This is a genomic window from Lysobacter soli, from assembly GCF_003382285.1.
Taxonomy (GTDB): Bacteria; Pseudomonadota; Gammaproteobacteria; order Xanthomonadales; family Xanthomonadaceae; genus Lysobacter_J; species Lysobacter_J soli.
In genome coordinates this window covers 403,211-422,678 of sequence record NZ_QTJR01000001.1, presented here as the reverse complement: position 1 = coordinate 422,678, position 19,468 = coordinate 403,211, and the positions used below count along the sequence as shown (strand labels likewise).

General features: G+C 67.9%; 18 protein-coding genes and 1 tRNA gene. 3 read left to right on the top strand and 16 right to left on the bottom strand.

What is annotated here, in order from left to right:
• Window positions 1-9: 9 nt before the first annotated feature.
• The 8 genes from DX912_RS01845 to DX912_RS01810 are packed head-to-tail and all read right to left on the bottom strand — an operon-like array spanning window position 10 to window position 9,144.
• Window positions 10-1,047, bottom strand: coding sequence for a polysaccharide deacetylase family protein (locus DX912_RS01845; protein WP_115840741.1), 1,038 nt, complete (start codon window positions 1,045-1,047; stop codon window positions 10-12).
• The gene (locus DX912_RS01840; protein WP_181902667.1) at window positions 1,044-2,402 is read right to left on the bottom strand and encodes an O-antigen ligase family protein; all 1,359 of its coding nucleotides are present in this window, start codon (window positions 2,400-2,402) and stop codon (window positions 1,044-1,046) included. The genes DX912_RS01845 and DX912_RS01840 overlap by 4 nt, the downstream gene beginning before the upstream one ends.
• On the bottom strand, window positions 2,383-3,552 hold the full coding sequence (locus tag DX912_RS01835) for a glycosyltransferase (protein WP_115840739.1): 1,170 nt from the start codon (window positions 3,550-3,552) through the stop codon (window positions 2,383-2,385). The genes DX912_RS01840 and DX912_RS01835 overlap by 20 nt, the downstream gene beginning before the upstream one ends.
• Before the next feature lie 7 nt (window positions 3,553-3,559).
• The gene (locus tag DX912_RS01830; RefSeq protein ID WP_181902666.1) at window positions 3,560-4,681 is read right to left on the bottom strand and encodes a glycosyltransferase; all 1,122 of its coding nucleotides are present in this window, start codon (window positions 4,679-4,681) and stop codon (window positions 3,560-3,562) included.
• Window positions 4,682-4,730: 49 nt separating this feature from the next.
• Entirely contained in the window at window positions 4,731-6,095 is a 1,365-nt protein-coding gene (locus DX912_RS01825; RefSeq protein ID WP_115840737.1) for an outer membrane beta-barrel protein, read from the bottom strand.
• Between the two features lie 51 nt (window positions 6,096-6,146).
• Window positions 6,147-6,914: a P-loop NTPase family protein gene (locus DX912_RS01820; RefSeq protein ID WP_115840736.1), complete on the bottom strand. Its 768-nt coding sequence runs from the start codon at window positions 6,912-6,914 to the stop codon at window positions 6,147-6,149.
• Complete coding sequence (locus tag DX912_RS01815) at window positions 6,911-8,518, bottom strand: XrtA system polysaccharide chain length determinant (protein ID WP_232338545.1); 1,608 nt, start codon at window positions 8,516-8,518, stop codon at window positions 6,911-6,913. Before DX912_RS01815 ends, DX912_RS01820 begins: the two co-directional genes overlap by 4 nt.
• Window positions 8,515-9,144, bottom strand: coding sequence for an XrtA/PEP-CTERM system exopolysaccharide export protein (locus DX912_RS01810; protein WP_115840735.1), 630 nt, complete (start codon window positions 9,142-9,144; stop codon window positions 8,515-8,517). The genes DX912_RS01815 and DX912_RS01810 overlap by 4 nt, the downstream gene beginning before the upstream one ends.
• A gap of 280 nt (window positions 9,145-9,424) precedes the next feature.
• Here DX912_RS01810 and galE point away from each other — a divergent pair, with 280 nt between their 5' ends.
• The gene (gene galE / locus DX912_RS01805; RefSeq protein WP_115840734.1) at window positions 9,425-10,510 is read left to right on the top strand and encodes a UDP-glucose 4-epimerase GalE; all 1,086 of its coding nucleotides are present in this window, start codon (window positions 9,425-9,427) and stop codon (window positions 10,508-10,510) included.
• 220 nt (window positions 10,511-10,730) lie between these two features.
• Here galE and DX912_RS01800 read toward each other — a convergent pair whose 3' ends face one another.
• The 6 genes from DX912_RS01800 to DX912_RS01775 form a co-directional block, all read right to left on the bottom strand.
• Window positions 10,731-12,482 (bottom strand): sulfatase-like hydrolase/transferase, encoded by a 1,752-nt coding sequence (locus tag DX912_RS01800; protein ID WP_181902665.1) that lies wholly within the window; start codon window positions 12,480-12,482, stop codon window positions 10,731-10,733.
• Between the two features lie 195 nt (window positions 12,483-12,677).
• Window positions 12,678-13,532 (bottom strand): alpha/beta hydrolase family protein, encoded by an 855-nt coding sequence (locus DX912_RS01795; RefSeq protein ID WP_115840732.1) that lies wholly within the window; start codon window positions 13,530-13,532, stop codon window positions 12,678-12,680.
• On the bottom strand, window positions 13,525-14,346 hold the full coding sequence (gene thiD / locus DX912_RS01790; protein ID WP_115840731.1) for a bifunctional hydroxymethylpyrimidine kinase/phosphomethylpyrimidine kinase: 822 nt from the start codon (window positions 14,344-14,346) through the stop codon (window positions 13,525-13,527). The genes DX912_RS01795 and thiD overlap by 8 nt, the downstream gene beginning before the upstream one ends.
• A gap of 77 nt (window positions 14,347-14,423) precedes the next feature.
• On the bottom strand, window positions 14,424-15,821 hold the full coding sequence (locus DX912_RS01785; protein WP_115840730.1) for a PhoH family protein: 1,398 nt from the start codon (window positions 15,819-15,821) through the stop codon (window positions 14,424-14,426).
• A gap of 178 nt (window positions 15,822-15,999) precedes the next feature.
• The gene (locus DX912_RS01780) at window positions 16,000-16,485 is read right to left on the bottom strand and encodes a peroxiredoxin (protein WP_115840729.1); all 486 of its coding nucleotides are present in this window, start codon (window positions 16,483-16,485) and stop codon (window positions 16,000-16,002) included.
• Between the two features lie 31 nt (window positions 16,486-16,516).
• Window positions 16,517-17,077, bottom strand: coding sequence for a glycine cleavage system transcriptional repressor (locus DX912_RS01775; protein ID WP_115840728.1), 561 nt, complete (start codon window positions 17,075-17,077; stop codon window positions 16,517-16,519).
• A gap of 224 nt (window positions 17,078-17,301) precedes the next feature.
• On the opposite strand from DX912_RS01775, the gene dapA reads away from it, so the two are divergent.
• Complete coding sequence (gene dapA, locus DX912_RS01770; RefSeq protein WP_115840727.1) at window positions 17,302-18,207, top strand: 4-hydroxy-tetrahydrodipicolinate synthase; 906 nt, start codon at window positions 17,302-17,304, stop codon at window positions 18,205-18,207.
• Between the two features lie 18 nt (window positions 18,208-18,225).
• Window positions 18,226-18,726 carry a hypothetical protein gene (locus DX912_RS01765; protein WP_115840726.1) on the top strand — a complete coding sequence of 167 codons (501 nt, stop codon included), beginning with the start codon at window positions 18,226-18,228 and terminating at the stop codon, window positions 18,724-18,726.
• Between the two features lie 96 nt (window positions 18,727-18,822).
• On the opposite strand, the gene fdxA is transcribed toward DX912_RS01765, so the two are convergent.
• Together fdxA and DX912_RS01755 are read right to left on the bottom strand one after the other, a co-directional pair.
• Window positions 18,823-19,146, bottom strand: coding sequence for a ferredoxin FdxA (gene fdxA, locus DX912_RS01760; RefSeq protein ID WP_115840725.1), 324 nt, complete (start codon window positions 19,144-19,146; stop codon window positions 18,823-18,825).
• Window positions 19,147-19,317: 171 nt separating this feature from the next.
• A tRNA-Glu gene (locus tag DX912_RS01755) sits at window positions 19,318-19,393 on the bottom strand.
• Window positions 19,394-19,468: the final 75 nt, after the last annotated feature.

Genomic DNA, 19,468 nt, shown 5'->3' with positions numbered 1-19,468 from the left:
ATTGCGATGTCATGCCGCGCGCAGTCCGCGCAACCAGCCGAGCATCCCGCTCGTTTCGCTGAAGAACAGCGCCTTCGACAGGCGTCCCGACGGCGACTGGAAGCGTTCTTCGTGCACGTTGAAGCGGAGCAGGCGGTACGGATCGGCGCCGGGTCGGTTCACGCCCTCGATCGATGTCGTCGCCGTAGCGAAGCCCGCATCGCGCACCAGGCGCACGTCGCGGTCGCTGAAATCGTCGCGGCCGCCGTTCGGATAGGCGAAGTGCCGTGGCGCGTGGCCGAGTTCGGCGGCGATGCTCGCGCTCGACAATCCGATCTCCTCGCTCGCCGCGGCATCGTCGAGCCGGCTCAGGATCGCGTGGCTGCAGGTGTGGCCGCCGATTTCGACGCCGCCATCGGCCAGGCGGCGGACGTCGCCCCAGTCGAGCATTTCGCGGTCTTCATGCGGTAGCGGGCGAGGGCGCGCCTGTTCGCAGACGTGGTCGATCCAGGCTTCCAGTTCGGCCGGCTCCAGCGTCTTCAGGCGCGGCGGCAGGAGCTGGTACAGGCGATTGCGGTCGTCGCGCAGCGACAGGTCGAAATGACCCAGTCCAAGGCCGCCCAGGTCGATCTGGTCGCGGCTGCGCGATTCCACCGCATGCACGAGGCGATAGGCCCAGATCGGCTCGCCGCCGATATGGCCGGTCGCGACGTACACCACGGCCGGCACCGGGCCGCCGAGGTTCGCGTCGATCAGGCCTAGGTTGTCGCGGTAGCCATCGTCGAAAGTGAGCGCGTAATGGATCTTTTGCGCGCGTTCCGGCGAAAGCGCGCGCAGGCCGTCGTCGAGCCCGACCAGTGCGCCGCTCGACCGCAGCCACGCCAGCATCTGCCGCAGCTGCCGGCGCGAGACGCTGAGCGGGAACGGGTCGTGGTCGTCGCGCAGGCGATGCAGCATCAGGATGACCAGCCCCGCACCGCTGAGGCGGCGGTACAGGCCGTCCAGCCCGCTGTAATGGCTGCACAGCGCGAGCGAGTAGCGCAGCCAGGCGCGAAACAGGGCGGTCATCGTGAGGAATCCTCCGGCGGCAGGTGGCGCGCCTTCATGACCAGGCCCATGTAGGCCCAGAAGTAGGCGATTACCGGGTAATACGTGAAACGGTCGCCAAACAGGTTGGCGATGACCATCGACACCCACGCGCCCATCATTCCCAGCGCCAGCGCGTATCGCCAGGTTCCGGTCCGCGCCTCGCGGACCTCGCGCATCGCCGTTCGCAACACCGCCAGCAGGATGCCCAGCAGCGTGATCGCGCCGAACACGCCGCCTTCGCTGAGCGTGCGGATGTAGAGGTTGTGCGTGTCGCGGCCGTAGGGGTTGATCTCGCGATGGTGGAAGGTGTGGTAGCCCGTTCCCACGACGGGATTGCGCAGGAAGTTGGCCCACGCGATCTTCCAGTACTCGATGCGCAACTCGGTGCTCTCGTCGCGCTTGCCTTCCTCCACCGTGGTGCTGTCGAAGCGCTCGACCACCGACTTGGGCAGCACCGCCGGCGCGATCACCACCGCAAGGCACAGCGGCAGGATCAGCTTCAACCGGCCGCGCCAGACCATGATCACCACCACCATGCCCATGATCAGGCTGATGTACGCAGTGCGTGAGTACGCGTAGAGCACGCCGAGGATCATGCAGGCGATACCGCCCATCAGCACGATCTTCCACTTGCGCGACAACCGGCACGCGAGCAGCAATGCGAACAACACCACGGCGACCGTCACGCAGAACGCGGCGAATTCGTTGGCGCCCAGGAGTGCGAAGGTTCCGCTGATGCGCAGGTCGTCGGTGTAGTGCGTGCTGGCGACGCTGCGATGCTGGTTCCATACGACCTTCGCGATGTACGGCAGCGGCAGCAGCGTGGCGAACACCACCATGCGCACGCCATTCCAGTCGCGCACGCTCATCTGCACCACGTACACCACGAACAGCCCGACCATGTGGTCCTTGAGCTGGTTGAAGTGGTTGGTCGGGTCGTCCACGAAGTGGAAGCCGACCAGCAGCGACAGCGTCATGTAAACCGCGTACACCGTCGTCCACGTGTTGACGGGCTCGTTCGGCGCGAGCTTGCCGCCCTGCGCCATCGCCGTGAACAGCGAGATCAGGAACATCACGTTGAGGAAGTTGAAACCCCCGCCGATGTTGGGCAGGTAGCCGGCGGTGATGTTCTGCAGCGGAAGCAGGATCAGGAACAGGTAGAGCGCCCAGTTGCGCGGCGCACGCGTCGTTGCGCGCGCGGTCGGCTGCGCCGCAGCGGTCGAACCCGGCACCACGGGAAGCCGCGTGCGCGTGCCCGCCGGCATCGCGCCGCGCAGCGCCCTGGCCGCGAGCGGGAAGCGCGAACCGCCGGCGTCAGGATGCGCGCCGCGCATGGCGTGCCTCCAGCAGTTCGCGATACAGCGTGACGTACGCGGCGGCCATCGCCTGTGCGCTGTGGCGCTCGCGAACGAAGTCGCGAGCGGCGATGTCGCGCGCGCGGGGCGTGGTGACGGCGGCTTCCAGTGCGGACTCCAATGCCTCCGCATCGCCCGGCGGTACCGTGCGCCCGTGCGCGCTGTGTTCGAGCAGGCGCGGGATGTCGCCGACGGCGCTGGCGATCACCGGCACCTCGCAGGCCATCGCTTCGAGCACCACGAGCGGCATGCCTTCGGTGAGCGACGGCAGCACGAGGTGGTCGGTCAGCGTGTAGATCGCGGGCATGTCGTGGCGCATGCCGAGGAAACGGACGCGCCCATTCAGGGCAAGATCGCCCGCGAGCGTCTCGAGCGATTCGCGCTCCGGACCGTCACCGACGATCATCAGCACCGCATGCGGATGACGCGACGCCACCGGCGCGAACGCGCGCAGCAGCATCGCGAGGTTCTTCTCGCTCGACAGGCGCGCGACGGCGGAGAACACATGCGCGTCCGGCGCGATGCGCAGTTGCGCGCGCAGGGCCGACGCGGCGGCCTCGTCGCGCACCGGGCATTCGATGCCGTTGTCGACGTGGCGGATGCGCGAACGCGGCACGCCGGCGCGGGCTAGGCGGTCGATCTGTTCCGCGGCGACCACGACCAGCGCGTCGAAACGGCGGAGCAGGGCGAGTTCCAGCCGCGTGTAGAGGCGCAGCGCGGTCGATCCTTCGACCCAGCCGTGAAGCGTCGCTACCAGGGGGGCGGGCTGTCCGGAATGATGTTCGCGACGCGTCGCCAGCCACGCGTAGAACGCGCTCTTGTAATCGTGCACGTGCACCACCGGCGGCGTGCCGGTGCGGCCACGCGCGGCGCCGATCTGGGCCGACAGCGCACCAATCGTCGCGGCATCCACCCGCCCGCGGCAGGGCAGCAGCACGGCATCCTGCCCGCTCGACGAGGCGACGTCGTGCAACGCCTGTTCGTGCATGCGGTAGTTGTTGATGCTCAGCAGGCGACCACGAGCGCCGCCGCGATCGAGCGCGCGGTTGAGCGCGAGCACGACCCGGTCGGCGCCGTAGAGCCCCGCGCTGGAGCGCACCTGCAACGCGAACGGGCGCGACTGGCTCATGGCGCGCTCACTCGCGCCCCAGCAGGCGGTGATAGAGGCGGTCGAACGCGAGCACCATCGAGTCCAGCGAGAACTCGCGTTCGATGCGGGACCGCGCCGCGAGCCCCATGCGACGTCGCGCGTGCGGCGACTGCGCCAGCCATTGCAGCGACGCGGCCAGCGAGATTGGATCCAGCGGCGGCACCAGCAGGCCGGTCTGTTCGTGCTGCACCAGATGCAGGTTCCCGCCGACGGCGGTCGCGACCACCGGCAATCCGCACGCCATCGCTTCGAGGATGGCGTTGGACATGCCTTCGCTCGACGAACACAGCACCAGCGCGTCCATTGCAGGCAGCAGGTCGGCGACATCGTCGCGGAAACTGAGCAGGAGCACCTCCTCGCCAAGGCCCAGTTCGGCGATCTTCGCCTGGATTTCCGGCAGTCCCGGGCCATCGCCGACGAGCAGCAACCGCGCTTGGGGCACGTGCCGGCGCATGCTGGCGAACGCCTCCAGCAGGTCGACATGACGCTTCACCGGCGTGATGCGCGCCACGCAGCCGAACACGATCGCGTCCGCATCCAGCCCGAGCACGGCGCGTGCGTCGAGCCGGCGCTGCAACGGGGCCGGTGCGTAGTGGCGCGTGTCCACGCCGTTGGGAATCCACGTCATGCGCAGCGGGTCGAGGCGCTCGCATTGCGCCAGGCCCGACAGGATCTGGCGCGCCGGCGCGACCACGGTGTCGAAACGCGGGTTGAGCCAGCGGAATGCGTGCTGCAGCTTGGGGCTCTTCTTGAAGCCCATGTCGCGCCGGTTCGAGATGTACACCGTGCCGGGCAGGCGCGGCAGCAGCGCGTTGAGCACGTCGGCCTTCTCGTGCTGCGACTGCACCACGTCAAAGCGCTCCCGGCGCAGCATTGACGACAGTTCGCGATACGCGCGAAGCCCCGAGCGGTCGTACACGGCGTGTACCGGCAGCGACATCATGCGCAGATGGGGCTGCGTCAGCAGATGACGGCCGTGGTTGCCCGGCATGTCCTGCTCGTGCAGCTGCACCAGCGTGATGCGGTACGCATCAGCGGGCAGGCGCGTGGCGAGGTTCTGCAGGAAACGTTCGCTGCCGCCCGGCGCGAGCACGGGCGTGTCGGTCACCAGCAGCAGCCGGATCCGCCGGTCCGCGACGCGCGCGGTGGCGGTCGGCTCAGCGGGTATAGCGAACGCTGAAGATGGCGGCATTCTCGTCATAGCTGGCTTCGTTGGCGTTGCTGTCGCGTTCCTGGTGGCGCAGGTCGAATCCCATGCTCCAGTGCCGGGTGAGGATCTTGGTCAGGCCGATGTAGACGGAGAAGTCGTCGTCGTCGCGGTCGAAACTGTCGAAGCTGCGCACGCCGGCCGACATCGATCCGGTGAGGAAGAGCGACGGCGTGATCGACCAGCTCATGCCCACGCCGATGCCGTAGTTGCCTTCGCTCTGCGCGGTGGGATCGATGTAGTCGTTGTCCTCGTAGTACGGACGGATCGTCGCGTCGAAGCGCTCGCCGTTGTAGCGATAGCCGATGTCGATGCGGCGCTGGCGGTACAGGTCCGGGCCGATCGTGACGTCGCTCGGGTCGGGCGAGGGCGCGCCGCCGGGCGCCGGGTTCGCCGGCACGCCGGTGGGATCGGTGACGTCGGTCATCAGTTCCTGCGCGGCGTCGGAGAACTGGTAGTACACGCCCATGTCGAGGGTGCTGCGCGAGGTCGGGCGCCACGTCAGCACCGTTCGGAACAGCGGCGCGTCGTCCTTGGTGTTGTAGTCGGTCAATTCGACCCACGAATAGCCGGCGCGGACTTCGAGGTCGATGTTCGCCAGGTTCCGGTTCCAGGTGACGTAGCTGTCCAAACGGCGATAGTCCGCGCCGAGCGTGTCCAGGCTGACCTGGTCGTACTGCACTTCGCTGCCTTCGACGGTGAAGCCGATGCGCGTGGTCGAACTGGGTTCCTGCCAGAGCGTGAATGCGGCGTTGTAGCGGTCGCCGTTGAAGTCGTCGTTCTCTTCGGCCCAGTAGTTGTTGTAGCGGAGGTCCAGCCGCACGCGCGTGGCATCGCCCGGGCGCAGGTTGAACTGCGTGCCGGCGACGAAGACGTTCACCTGCTGCTGGTTGCCCGGCGCATCCGGCGACAGCACGTCGATGGGCTCGTAGTTCGCGTAGTCCTCGATGATCACCTTCATGCGGTCCTGCCAGGTGTTCCAGTTGAACTGGCCCACCAGCGAGGCGCGCACGTCGTCGTCGAACAGGCCGCCCGTGTAGTAGAGGTACTCCACGCCGCCGTTGGCGACGAAGGTGGTGTTTCGGCCGGTCTGGGTGACGTCGAAGGCGACGTCGGTGGCCAGCGTGCTTTCTTCCATCGGGTTGGTCTGCGTCAGCGCGATGTTGTCGCTGTGCTCGACGCGTCCGCCGATGGAGTAGTTGATCTGCGCCGCGCGCGCGACCGGCACCGCCGCCGGCAACGTGGCCAGCAGGGCGATGCAGAGCGCGGATCGACGGGACGGGCCCGCGACCGGTTGGAGTCTTCCGCTGGCCATTGAATCTCCCCTGGGCGAACGTTCGGTCGGGACGTACGGGCGATGCCGCGCTCAGACGCCTTCGTTGAAGACCACGCCGGCGAACTTGGCCGGATCGAAGTTCGCCGCGGCCTGCGCGATCGTCGCCGCCGTGTCGCGGCCGTAGCCGGCGACGAGGATCACCACGTCGGCGATGTCGGCCAGGATGCGTGCGTCCGGCGTGCCGCGAACCGGCGGCCCGTCGAGGAACACGTAGCAGTTCGGATGCCGGCTGCGGATCGAATCCAGCAGCAGGCGCATGCGCACCGACGAGAAGTACTCCGCGCCGATCTCGCGCGTCGTGCCGGCGGGAATCAGGCGAAGTCCGTTCACGCCGGTCTCGTAGATCACGTCCGACAGGTCGGCGTCGGCGTCTTCCAGGTATTCGACCAGGCCGCCGTTTTCCGTCTCGATCTTCATCGTGCGCGCCTGCGAGGGATGGCGCACGTCGCAGTCGACTAGCAGCGCGCTCTTGGTTTCGTCGAACGCCATGGCCGTGGCCAGGTTGCGCGCCACGAAGCTGCCGCCGCTTCCGCTGCTGACCGGCGCGACCAGCGCGACGAAGCTGCCTTCGACGGCGGCGAGCAGGCGCGTGCGCAGTTCGCGGAACGCATCCACTTCCGGGCGCGACACGCCGCCGCGATGGATGATCGCGCGGTCTTCCAGCTGCGTCGGCGTGAGCAGCTCGACGCCGGAGGTGCGGGTGATCGCGGGACGCAGGTCGGGTTCGGGCGCGGTGTCGCGCCCGGCGTCGGTGCGTTCGGATTCGGTTCCCAGGACGGCTTCGGACGGAAGAGTCATTGCAGGTTCACCATTTTCAGGGCGAGGACCACGCCGTACACGAGCGGCACCACCAGGAAGATCATCGCGGCGATCACGAACCGGCGCGTGCCCAGCCGGCGCGACGGCGCGGTCTGGTAGCGCGGGACGCTGCCGAGCACCGGCAGCGCCGATGCGGTCTCGATCTGGTAAGGCGAACGCACGCGCGGGTCGAGGCGCACGAAGCCGAACAGCAACAGGAGCGGTGCGAGTGCGGCGGCACCGAGGCCGGCGCTGGCGACGTGGACCAGCCGCAGGCCGACGCCGCGCAGCGGATAGCTCGCCGGTTCCTGCACGCGGAAGCTCAGGCCGCGCTGCTCGGCGTCCAGGCTCATCGAAACGCGCGCGTTTTCGCGGCGCTTGAGCAGGTCCTGGTAGAGGTCGCGGTTGACTTCGTAGTCGCGCGAGAGCTCCGCCATCGTGCTTTCGGACGCGGCGATGTGGCGGCTGCGCGCGAGTTCCTGATCGAGCAGCGCCTGGCTGGTGTTGATGCGCGACTGCACCGCGGCGGCCTGGCGGCGGTTCTCGGCCGTCTTGCTCTTGAGCTCGCCGTACAGCGGGTTGAACGAAGCGACGCCGCCGAGCGCGGTACCACCGAGCGTGCCGGGCTGCGCGGGCGAGGGCGGCGCGCTCTTCAGCGCTGCCTGGCGCGCGTCCTCGCGACGCACTTCTTCTTCCAGGTCGCGGATCTGGTGCTGCACGCGGACCACGTCCGGATGCTGCTCGGTGTAGTTCATCAGCAGCTTGTCGTGTTCGGCTTCCAGTTCGGCCATGCGCGCGAGCAGCTGGCCCGAACGCGTCTGCACCAGGTTCACCTCGTTCTCGCCGTTGAGCTGGCCCTGCAGCGCATTTCCCTGCGATTGCAGGTCCATCAGCTCCATGCGCGAGGTGTCGACCATGCGGCGCAGCTCGGCGATACGCGAGTTCACGTCGCCGTCGATGCCCGGGCGCGCGTCCGGATTGGACTTGCGGTAGGCCTCCAGCTTCGACTCGGCGTCGATGAGCTTCTTGTGGTACGCGCGCACCTGCGAATCGATGAAGTCGTACGCGTCGCGGCTCTCGCGCTCCTTCGTCGCCAGGCTTTCCTGGATGATCAGCTCGGCGAAGCGCTTGGTCACCGCATGCGCGCGCGCCGGATCGGTGTCGGTGTACGACACGCGGATCAGGTTGTCGCGCGGGTTGGAGATGATCGTGCGGCCGGTGATCAGCTCGATGATCTGGTCCTGCTGCAGCGGCGTGGGGTTCTTCGCCATCCAGCCGCCGGTCCTGAGGATGTCCTCCATCGTCTTGCGGCTGAAGGCGACCTCGCGCGTGATGGCCGCGCGGCTCACCACGCTGGTCGGCACGGCACGGCCTTCCATCAGCGGCTTGATGATGTTGCTTTCCTCGACCAGGATCGTCGTCTGCGAGTTGTATTTCTTCGGCAGCAACATGCCGAAGACCAGCGCGGCCAGCGCGATGGCGGTGAACACGCCCGCCAGCAGCACGGGACGGCGACGCCATTCCTCGAACGCCACCGGCACCATCGCCGCGATCGCGGAAGGACGGGCCTCCGGGATCGTCAGTTCCGTCGACGCGCCGTTCACAGCGTGCGTTCCGGAACGGTGATGACGTCGCCCGGCGCCACCTTGAAGTTGGTCGTCAGGTCGCCGTCTTCCAGGATGTGGTCCAGCCGCACGGCGTAACTGCGCGTGCTGTCGCCGGACTTGCGGTACAGGTCGGACTTCGCCGGCGCGGCGAACTCGGTCACGCCGCCGGCGGCGAGCACAGCGTCGAGCACCGTCATGCCTTGGCGGAACGGGATCGAGATCGGCTGCCGCACGGCGCCGGTGACGCGGACGCGGGAGAGGTATTCGTGGCTGCGCAGGTCGGTGAGGATCACCGCCACCTGCGGATCGCGCACGAACGCGCCCAGGCGTTGCTGGATCTCCTTGGCGACCTCGTTGGGCGTGCGACCGCCCGCGGACACGTCGCCCACCAGCGGCACGGAAATCTTGCCGTCCGGGCGGACCGGCACGGTGATGCCCAGTTCCGGATTGCGCCAGACGGAGACCTGCACGATGTCGTCGATGCCGATCTGGTAGGCGTCCACCAGGTTCTCGGATTCGGCCGGCGGCGGCGCGATGGCGCCACGGCCGGAAGACGCACAGGCGGAGAGGAAGAGCATTGCGCCGAAGACGGCGGCGACGGCGGTGAAGCGGAACGTGCGCATACGGACAACCCCCTTGCATTCGTCATGAGCGAACGGTGCGGGGGCGGATTTCCGGCCAGCGCCTGCGGGTCGGCGGGTCTTCGATGCATCACGCCAGGCGGTTCGCCCGCCGCCGGACACGGGTGCCGGAATGGGCCGCGCATTGCGTTGGATTCGATCAGGACGGCCGAGGATCGGCGTCCGGGGGGCCGCCGGATCGCAGGCGGCGTGTGCGCTGCGGCCCGCTTGCGACCGCGGCGCGTCGTCCTGTGAAGGCGTTTGTTCCGGAGTCTGCATCTTCATGCGAATCCTCGTCTGCGGAGGCGCCGGCTACATCGGCAGCCACACGTGCCTGAGCCTCATCGATCGCGGCCACCAGGTCGTGATCGCCGACAGCGGCGTGAACTCCTCGCCGCGCGTGGTGCCGCGCCTGCGTCGACTCGCCGGCGTGCCGGTGCCCGTGCATCGCGTGGACATGCGCGATCGCGTCGCGCTGACGGCGCTGTTCGCCACGTACCGCTTTGACGCGGTACTGCACTTCGCCGCGTTGAAGGCCGTCGGCGATTCCTGCCGGCGCCCGCTGGACTATTTCGACAACAACATCAGCGGCACCATCGTGCTGTTGCAGGCGATGCAGGACGCGGGCGTGCGGCGGCTGGTGTTCAGCTCGTCGGCCACCGTGTACGGCGAACCGGCGCAGGTGCCGGTGCGCGAGGACGCGGCACTTTCGGTGATGAACCCGTACGGCCGCACCAAGCTGGTGGCCGAGCAGCTGATCGAAGACCTGTGCACGGCTGATCCGGCGTTCCGCGCCGCGAACCTGCGCTACTTCAACCCGGTGGGCGCGCATGCGTCGGGCATGATCGGCGAGGATCCCTGCGGCGAACCGACCAACCTGATGCCCTACATCTGCCAGGTCGCGGTCGGCGCGCGCGAGAAGCTGCGCGTGTTCGGCGGCGACTACCCGACGCCCGACGGCACCGGCGTCCGCGACTACATCCACGTCGTCGACCTCGCGCGCGCGCACGTGGATGCGCTGGAAACCATGGCGCGCACCGACCGCAGCCTCACCGTCAACCTCGGCACCGGCCGCGGCGTGAGCGTGCTTGAACTCGTGCATGCGTTCGAGCGCGCGAGCGGCCGCCGCATCGCCTACGACATCGTCGAACGCCGCGCGGGCGATGCGGCGTCCGTCTACGCCGATCCATCGCTCGCGCACGAAGTGCTCGGCTGGCGCGCGGAACACGACGTCGACGCGATGTGCCGCGATGCGTGGCGCTGGCAGTCGATGAATCCGGATGGCTATCGGACGATCACGCGGCGCGAATCGGCGACGCGCGGACGCAGGCCGCGCATCGCGGCGGCACGCGCAGTGGATGCGGTTTGAGGCGGCGAAACCGCCAAGGCCTTCAGCCGTCGTTCCCGCGTAGGCGGGGATCCATCTGCACGAGGTATCAGGACTTCCGAAGGCGCGTGACCTAATGCCGTCATTCCCGCGAAGGCGGGAATCCATCTTTCAAATGGATCACGCCCTTCGGAAGCGGTGAGGCCGCCACGCATGGATCCCCGCCTTCGCGGGGATGACGGCCCGAAAGCTGCGGTGACAGCTACGGCGCCCCGCTCGCTGCCCCCGAATCCTCGCTCGACGCGTGCCGGTCATCCGCCAGGACGCGCTGCAACCCATCGCGCAGCTGCGTCGTGCGGCCGATGGAATTCCACACCGGTTCGCGGCCGAAGCGCACGAAGTAGGTGGAAAGGAAGCGCGTGTTGTCTTCGGGCAGCGTGCCGAGCAGGTCCGCTTCGAAGTTCGCGCCCGCAGCCGGCGGGCCGTAGCCCATCAGGGCAAGCAGCGTCGGGTACACGTTGAAGGCGCTGCCGCGGTCGTGGTTGCGGCGCGCCGCGTCGCGCAGCAGCGGCGAGAGTTCGGCGTTGCGCGTGATCGTCGCCAGCGGAATGCGGCCTTCGCCGGGCGATGCGGTGCCGATCGTGCAATGCGTCTGCTCGCCCGGGCTGCCGTCTTCGTGGAAATTCTGGCCGTGGTCGGCGGTGTAGACGATGAGCGTGTCGCTCAGGTCCACGTTTGCAAGCGCCTCGCGGAAGAAACCGCGCGTGTTCCAGGCCAGGCAGTTGCGGTAGCTGTTCACCTGTCGCCAGCGTTGTTCGGCGTTCTCGGCCTGCCGGTAACCGGAGCCGTCGTCGGTTTCCTTCGACACGAATGCGCGCGACATCGTCGGCGAATACAGCGTGTTCGCGGTCGGGTACTTTCCTTCGTACGGAAAGTGGCAGCCCATCTTGTTGACGTAGGTGAAGCTTGGACGTTCGCGCAGCAGCACGCGGTTGAGCAGGCGGCCGGCCTCGATGTCCTTCGCGTCCGGCGCGAACGCCGTACCGACCTGCACGAACTCGTCGATCTCGCCGACTTCGCGCGGATCCATGAAGTTCTGCAGCTTGCCGTCGTGGCGCTGCGCATCGATGTAGACCGTGCGGTAGCCGGCGCGAGCCGCGTAACGCCAGAACGACGGATTGAGCTGCAGGTCCTTGAGGTAGCTGTCGCGCGTGACGCCATAGCGCACGCTGGCGTTTGACGTCGCGGAGCAATTGGCCGTCGATGCGGCGATGCCGAAGTTCGCCAGCGCGGTGCCGAGCGGGCGCAGTCCGGTTTCCACGCCGTCCTCGACGTTGAGGTCGACGTAATCGCCGCGCACGCTTTCGTCCATCACCAGCACGATGTGGCGGAACGGCCGCTGGCCCAGGTGCGGCAGCGCGATGTCCTCGCGTTCGGGCGCGGGCGGCGCAAGCACTTTCTCCGCGCCCAGCACGCCGGCGAACGCGGCCGTCGTGTACTGCCCTGGGAATCCGTTGGAGCCTTCGCCACCGCGCAGGTACAGGATCGCCCCGATCGCCACCACCGGAAGCAACTGCAGCAGACCAGGATTGCGCTGCGGCCAGCGCAGCAGCGACGGCGAGTTCGGTGGTGCGAGCCACGGCGGCAGGTTGATCGCGATGACGCCCAATGCAGACCACGCCACCGCCTGCAGGATCTGCGCGTCGTGGAAGCCCTTGAGGTTGTGCGCGAAGCCGATGAGGCCCAGCAACTGTTCGAATTCGATCAGGCCCAGGTGGCGCGAGACGATCAGCGCGTGGGACAGCGTGAAGGTGCTGCCGAGGAAGAAGATCGCGCTCCACACGACACGCGCGGGCGTGCGCGCATGGAACGCGAGTACCAGCATTGTCACGATGCACAACAGCCAGACCGCGGCGAACACCGCCAGGCCGGGTTGCAGCCCGATGTGGGCCACGCGCTCGGCAAGCAGGCGGTTGGTGCCCAGCAGATAGGCGCCGATCAGCACCAGTTTCACCGCGATCCATGCGGCCGGTGCCCTGGAAACCCATCCGCCCATGCGATCTCGCCCCCCGTTGTGCCGCCTTCCGGCGGAACCGCGTGTTGTTCCCGGCGCACGGCCGGGTTCCGGCCGCCTCCTCTCGGCGGGGGAGGGGCCTCACTCCGGTTAACGGAAGGTCGGGGTCGCTTCGGTCGCGGGCCGGACGAACGGTCAGCGCAGCAGGGCGTCGACCACCGCAGCGGGCTGCTTCATCCAGGCGTAGTGGTCGGCGCGCGTGCCCAGCGCGGCAGCGTCGAGTACGTCGATGCGCGGTTCGACGCGGCGCAGTTTCGACAGCAGGAAGCGCAGCGACGACACGGGTCCGAGCCAGTCCCGCGCGAGCGCGACGGCATGCGCGTCCAGCGTGAGCGCGGCCATCGCCGCTTCCAGGTCGACATCCACGCCGGCGGCGGCATAGCGGCCTGACAGGCCGCTGCGGCTCCAGTCGCGGATCACGCCCCTCGCTTCCTGCCCGCCGAAGCCGATGCGACGACCGGGCAGTACGCCGTGGAAATCGGCAAGCCACGGAAGGAACCGGTAGACCATCGGCAACCACCACGCGGTGCGCGCCGGGAACGCGCGCCAGTACGGCGCGCCGCTGCCGACCAGCCACAGGCGCTGCGCGCTTTCCGGCGACAGGCCGAGCCGGCAGCAGGCCAACTGCCCGCCGAGACTGTGGCCGCCCACGATGCGCGGCACCTCGGCCACGTGCTGGGCGATCACCGCTTCGCTGGCGGGAATGTCGAGCGTGAGCAGTTCGCGATAGCCCCAGTCGGTGTCGCGGCTCGCGCGCACGCTGCTCGATCCGGCGCCGCGCCATTCGTGAAGGAACACCGCGATGCCGCGCCGCGCGAGCGCGTCGGCGAACGGCACGTAGTGCTTCGCGCCGATGCCCATCGCCGGCAGCCACAGCAGACTCGCGCGCGGTGCGGCGGGAATGCGTGCGATCAGCTCGTAGCGGTGACCGTCGTCGGCCTGCGCGTCCAGTTCGCACGCGCGGATATCGTGCGGCGTTGCGTCATCCATGCGGCGCGGCTCCGAAATGATCGAGCACCAGCACGTCGCCACGGCCCGGGCGATAGCCTCGAAGCAGGGCGGCGTGCACGTAATCGGTGGCGGCGATGCTCGCGTCGCGCAGGTCGCGGCCAAGGCACAGGTTCGCCGCGACCGCCGAAGCGAGCGTGCACCCCGTGCCGTGCGCGTCGATCTTCAGCCGCGCATGCGACATCGGATGCACGCCGTTGCCATCGGCGAACAGGTCGACGACCTCATCGCGTGCGGCCTCCACCGGCAGATGGCCGCCTTTCAGCAGCACCGCCTTCGTGCCGAGCGCGTGCAATGCGTCGATCGCGCCGTGCATGGCGTCCACGTCCTCGATGCGTTCGCCGATCAGCAGTTCGGCTTCCGGCAGGTTCGGCGTCACCAGCGTCGCCATCGGCAGCAGGCGCGTACGCAAGGCATCGAGCGCGCCGGGTTCGAGCAGGCGCGCGCCGGACGTCGAGACCATCACCGGATCGAGCACGACATGCTTCGGTTTGTGGTGTTCGAGCGCATCGGCGACGGCGAGGATCACCTCGGCGTTGGCCAGCATGCCGAGTTTCACCGCGCCGATGGTGAAATCGTCGAAGCATGCGTCGATCTGCGCGCGCAGGAACGCGACATCGGGCACGTGCACGGCAGTAACGGCGCGCGTGTGCTGCGCGGTGAGTGCGGCGATCGCGCTGAGCCCGTGCACGCGGTGTGCGGCGAAGGTCTTCAGGTCGGCCTGGATACCCGCGCCGCCGCCGGAATCGGAGCCGGCGATGGTGAGGGCACAGGGGGGCAGGGCGGTGTCGTTCATGGCGACAGTGTGCCTGCTGGGACGGCCTCACCCCAACCCCTCTCCCGCTCGCGGGAGAGGGGCTTCACGGCATGGTGTTACAGCACTTCTGAAGCGTAATCGGCCAGGCGCGAGCGCTCGCCGCGACGCAGCGTGATGTGCGCGCTGTGGTCCCAGTTCTTGAAGCGGTCGACCGCGTAGGTCAGGCCCGACGTGGTTTCGGTGAGGTACGGCGTGTCGATCTGTTCGACGTTGCCCAGGCACACGATCTTCGTCCCGGGGCCGGCGCGCGTGATCAGCGTCTTCATCTGCTTGGGCGTGAGGTTCTGCGCTTCGTCCAAGATCAGCCAGCGGCTGAGGAACGTGCGGCCGCGCATGAAGTTCATCGAACGGATCTTGATGCGGCTGGCGAGCAGGTCGTTGGTGGCCGCGCGGCCCCAGCTGCCGCCTTCCTGGTTGTGCGTGAGCACTTCCAGGTTGTCGGTCAGCGCGCCCATCCACGGCGTCATCTTTTCCTCCTCCGTGCCCGGCAGGAAGCCGATGTCCTCGCCGACGCTCACCGTCGCGCGGGTCATGATGATTTCGCGATAGCGCTGCTGGTCCATCGTCTGCGCCAGGCCCGCGGCGAGCGCGAGCAGCGTCTTGCCGGTGCCGGCGGTGCCGAGCAGCGTGACGAAGTCGATTTCCGGATCCATCAGCGCGTTGAGCGCGAAGTTCTGTTCGCGGTTGCGCGCGGCGATTCCCCACACGGCATGCTGGTGGTGGCGGTAGTCGTCGACGATCTGCAGCACCACCTTCTCGTCGTTGACGCGTGCGACCTTCAGTTCCGATTCCTCGTCGCCCGGCAGGTACAGGAACTGGTTCGGATGGAAGTCGTCCTCGTCACGGCGGTGGATCTCGTAGAACGTGCGGCCCTTCTCGGTCCAGGACTTCAGGTCCTTGCCGTAGCGCTGCCAGAAATCCTCCGGCAGCGCGGTCGCGCCGGTGTACAGCAGGCTGAAGTCGTCGAGCGCGCGATCGTTCTCGTAATCCTCCGACACGATGCCGGCGATCGACGCCTTGATGCGCAGGTTGACGTCTTTCGAGATGAAGACCACCGGCACGCCGGGCTCGGCTTCCTTCAGCGCGAGGATCGAACCCAGGATGTGGTTGTCGGGAATCACGGCGCCGAAGCGCTTGCCCGAATCGAAATCGCGCGTCTGGAAGCGAAGGCGGCCGATGCTCTGCGCGCCGCGCAGCTGCAGGCCCTGCGGACGGTTGAGCGGGATGCCTTCGGAGATCTTGTCGGAACCGCCGGCTTCGATCAGTTCGTTGAGGAAGCGGCTGACCTGGCGCGCGTTGCGGCTGGCTTCGGAGGTGCCTTTCTTGGCGTTGTCGAGTTCCTCGATGACCTGCATGGGCAGGAAGACATCGTGTTCCTCGAATTTGAACAGCGCGGTCGGGTCGTGCATGAGGACGTTGGTGTCGAGCACGTAGATCCGCTTGCTTCTGGTCATCGAACACTCCGGAGCGGGTGGGACTGCCTGGAAAACGGGAGGCTGTTGCGTGGTGTACTGCTTCGCGCGGCGGGAAACCTGACTGCGCGACCGCATGCAAGTTGCGCGCCTTTCGCGCACGGCGACGCTGCCGTGGCCCGCGATGCGGGACGGCGGCGTTGCGTGTGCACGAAGGGGGTCACTGCGTTGCGTGTTCCTTGAGCGCGTCGAGGACGGCTTGCGCATGGCCCGGCACTTTCACCGGCCGCCATGACTGGGCGATGACGCCCTTGGGATCGATGAGGAACGTACTGCGCTCGACGCCGACGTATTCGCGGCCGTAGAGCTTCTTGGGCTTGATCACGTCGAAAGCGTTGCAGAGCGCTTCGTCGCGGTCGCTCACCAGGTCGAACTTGAAACCCTGCTTCGCGCAGAAGTTCTGGTGCGACTTGATCGAATCGCGCGACACGCCCAGCACGGTCGCGCCGAGCTTGGTGAACTTCGGCAGCAGCGCATTGAAGTCGATGCCTTCGGTCGTGCAGCCGGGCGTGCTGTCCTTCGGATAGAAGTACAGGACCAGCCAGCCGCCTTCGTAGTCCTTCAGATGCGCGGTCTCGCCGCTGGACAGCGCCAGGGGCAGGGTGGAGACGTTCTTCGGGATTCGGTCGCCGGTGTCGAGGGGCATCGTCTTTTGCAGGTTCCGTTCGCGCGGGCGATCAGAACTTCATCGGGTCCATGATCGCGTCGAGGTTGAGGTGGTCGCAGAACTCGAGGAAGTCGTCGCGCAGCGCGGCGATGTGCATGCTGGAAGGCACGCCGATGGTGATCTGGGCCGAGAACATCTCGGCGCCGGTCTGCATCGCGCGGTAACGCGACGAATGCAGGCTTTCGATGGTGATGCCCTGGCGGTCGAAGAAATCGGCCAGCTGGAACAGGATGCCCGGCTTGTCGGCGGCAACCACTTCCACCACGTACGGCAGCAGGCTGGACTGCACCTGCTTGGCGCCGGTGCGATACCACACCAGTTTCAGGCCTTCCTCGCGCTCCAGGCGCGTGAGCATGGCTTCGAGCTTGGCGACCGAATCCCACGAACCCACCGCGAGCGTCGTGACCGACACGTCGCGGCCGACGGTGGCCAGGCGCGCGTCGACGAGATTGCACCCCGAATCGGCGATACGACGCGTCACCGACAGCAGCGGCGACTCCGGATGCGTCGTGTAGGCGTTGATCAGGAGGTGGTTTTCGTTCGGCGACGGCCGGGAAGCGGAATCGGTCAAGGCGGCGCCTGTCCTGGTGAGCCTGGGCTCGGATACTGAATGGTGGCCCGTGAGGGGCCCGTGCTTGGCGGGAGCATACTTGCCCACGCTTTCGCGCCGCAAGTAACATCTGGAAGCGCTGCGCGCGCGCTCGACGCCGTTCGAACCGCGCCGAGACGATGTCATCCAACCCCCGCGCAGCCCGCGCGGATTCCTGCAAACGCGGCCCCTCGGAACCGAAGACCTTGCGACTTTCCGGCAGCATCACCGCGCTGGCGACGCCTTTCACCGCGTCCGGCGAAATCGACCTCGACGCCTGGAACCGACTGCTCGACGGGCAACTCGCCGCAGGCACCCAGGGCGTCGTCGTCGCCGGCTCCACCGGCGAAGCGGCGGCACTGTTCGACGCCGAGTACGACACGCTGCTGCGCACCGCGGTCGAACGCGTGGCAGGACGCATCCCGGTGCTGGCCGGCACCGGCCTGTCGAATACCGCCAAGACCATCGAACTCACCCGTCGCGTCGCCGCGCTCGGCGCCGACGCGGCGCTGGTCGTGACCCCGCCTTACGTGCGTCCGACGCAGGCCGGCCTGATCGCGCATTACCGCGCCATTGCCGACGACGGCGCGCTGCCGGTCGTCCTCTACAACGTGCCCGGTCGCACCGGCGGCGACCTGCTTCCGGAAACGGTGGCCGAACTGGTGTCGCATCCGCGCATCGTCGGCATCAAGGAAGCGCGCAGCGAGCCCGAGCGCATGGCCGCGCTGCTCGAACTGCGCAGCGAGGAATTCGCGATCCTCAGCGGCGACGATCCGACCGCGTGCCGCGCGATGTTCGCCGGTGCCGATGGCGTGATTTCCGTCGCCTCGAACGTCGTGCCGCGTGCGTTCCGACGCCTTGCCGACCTGGCGCGCGCGGGCCAGCGCGACGCCGCGCTCGCACTCGATGCGCGCCTGCAGACGACGTACGACTTCCTCGGCGTCGAGCCCAACCCGATCCCCGTCAAGGCGCTGCTGGCGCGACAGGGCATCGGCCACGGGCTTCGACTGCCGCTGCTGCCGCTCTCGGCAGCACATGCCGGTACTGCCGCGACGATCGCCGCGCTGGTCGCCGAACTCGAACTGGAAAGCCACGAATCGCTCGTGGCCTGAACCCTGCAGGAGACTTACATGCGTCCCAACGTTTCGATCGCCCGCGCCGCCGTGGCCGGCCTGTTGCTGGTAGGTGTCGCGCTCGGCTCCGGCTGCAGCTGGTTCCGCAAGGGCAGCGACCTCTACGCGCAGAGCCCGGAAACGCGCCCGCTGGAAGTCCCGCCGGACCTCGACCTGCCGCGCACCGACACCGCCGTGAACGTCCCGTCCGCCGCCGCGCGCCAGTCGGTGGAATCGGGCCAGGCGTCGGGCGGTTTCGGCCTGGCGACCGGTCGCGAGGAAGCGTTCGCGAAAGTCGGCGAAGCGTTGGCCGCGGTGCAGGGCGTGACGATCACCAGCCGCGCCGAAGCGCTGGGCGTGTATGACGTCAGCTACGAGGGCGCCAACTTCCTCGTTCGCGTGGCCGGCGCGTCGGCCGGCTCGTACGTGTCGGCGGTCGACCCGCGCGGCCTGCCGGCCACCGGTGCGGCGCCGAAGAAGCTCATCGATACGCTGCGCACCGCCCTCGGCGCGCAGTAAGGCGCCAGTCGCCGGAACGAAAAACGGGCGCTTCGGCGCCCGTTTTCTTTTCCGCTTCGCAGCCGGCCCGGTGGAGCTGGGCCCGACCGCGGGCTTTCAGCGCTCCAGCAGGTCCAGCTTGCCTGGCTTGCCTTCCCATTCCTTGGCGTCCGGCAGCGGGTCCTTGCGGGTGGTGATAACCGGCCAAGCCTTCGAAAGTTCGGCATTGAGCGCCACGTAGCCTTCCTGGCCGGCCGGGACGTCATCCTCGGGGTAGATCGCGTTGATCGGGCACTCCGGCTCGCACAGGGTGCAGTCGATGCACTCGTCCGGATCGATCACCAGGAAGTTCGGGCCCTCATGGAAACAGTCGACCGGGCACACCTCCACGCAGTCGGTGTACTTGCACTTGATGCAGTTCTCGGTGACGACGAAGGGCATGGCTCGGGGCTTCCGTGAAAGTGGTGCCTTGGAACAGGGGCGCCGTGAAGGCGCGCCGGGGCATCGCGATAGTCTAGCGATTCGGGGTGACGAGCCCCAAGCCGGGCTTGGCGGATGGGCCCGGCGAGGCCAAAGAAAAAGCCCGCGCATCGCTGCGCGGGCTTCAGGAATTGGTACTCCCAACGGGATTCGAACCCGTGTTACTGCCTTGAGAGGGCGGTGTCCTAGGCCTCTAGACGATGGGAGCATGTGGAGCGGTGAACCCCGCGCAGGCTCTCAACGTTACGCGGCTTGCTAGTATATGCGCCGCTGTTGCCGGCGG

Bases quoted from the DNA above. Each gene is read 5' to 3' on its own strand.
- DX912_RS01845 (WP_115840741.1), bottom strand. From the start codon at position 1,047: ATGACCGCCCTGTTTCGCGCCTGGCTGCGCTACTCGCTCGCGCTGTGC.
- DX912_RS01840 (WP_181902667.1), bottom strand. From the start codon at position 2,402: ATGCGCGGCGCGCATCCTGACGCCGGCGGTTCGCGCTTCCCGCTCGCG.
- DX912_RS01835 (WP_115840739.1), bottom strand. From the start codon at position 3,552: ATGAGCCAGTCGCGCCCGTTCGCGTTGCAGGTGCGCTCCAGCGCGGGG.
- DX912_RS01825 (WP_115840737.1), bottom strand. From the start codon at position 6,095: ATGGCCAGCGGAAGACTCCAACCGGTCGCGGGCCCGTCCCGTCGATCC.
- DX912_RS01820 (WP_115840736.1), bottom strand. From the start codon at position 6,914: ATGACTCTTCCGTCCGAAGCCGTCCTGGGAACCGAATCCGAACGCACC.
- DX912_RS01810 (WP_115840735.1), bottom strand. From the start codon at position 9,144: ATGCGCACGTTCCGCTTCACCGCCGTCGCCGCCGTCTTCGGCGCAATG.
- galE (WP_115840734.1), top strand. From the start codon at position 9,425: ATGCGAATCCTCGTCTGCGGAGGCGCCGGCTACATCGGCAGCCACACG.
- DX912_RS01795 (WP_115840732.1), bottom strand. From the start codon at position 13,532: ATGGATGACGCAACGCCGCACGATATCCGCGCGTGCGAACTGGACGCG.
- thiD (WP_115840731.1), bottom strand. From the start codon at position 14,346: ATGAACGACACCGCCCTGCCCCCCTGTGCCCTCACCATCGCCGGCTCC.
- DX912_RS01785 (WP_115840730.1), bottom strand. From the start codon at position 15,821: ATGACCAGAAGCAAGCGGATCTACGTGCTCGACACCAACGTCCTCATG.
- DX912_RS01780 (WP_115840729.1), bottom strand. From the start codon at position 16,485: ATGCCCCTCGACACCGGCGACCGAATCCCGAAGAACGTCTCCACCCTG.
- DX912_RS01765 (WP_115840726.1), top strand. From the start codon at position 18,226: ATGCGTCCCAACGTTTCGATCGCCCGCGCCGCCGTGGCCGGCCTGTTG.
- fdxA (WP_115840725.1), bottom strand. From the start codon at position 19,146: ATGCCCTTCGTCGTCACCGAGAACTGCATCAAGTGCAAGTACACCGAC.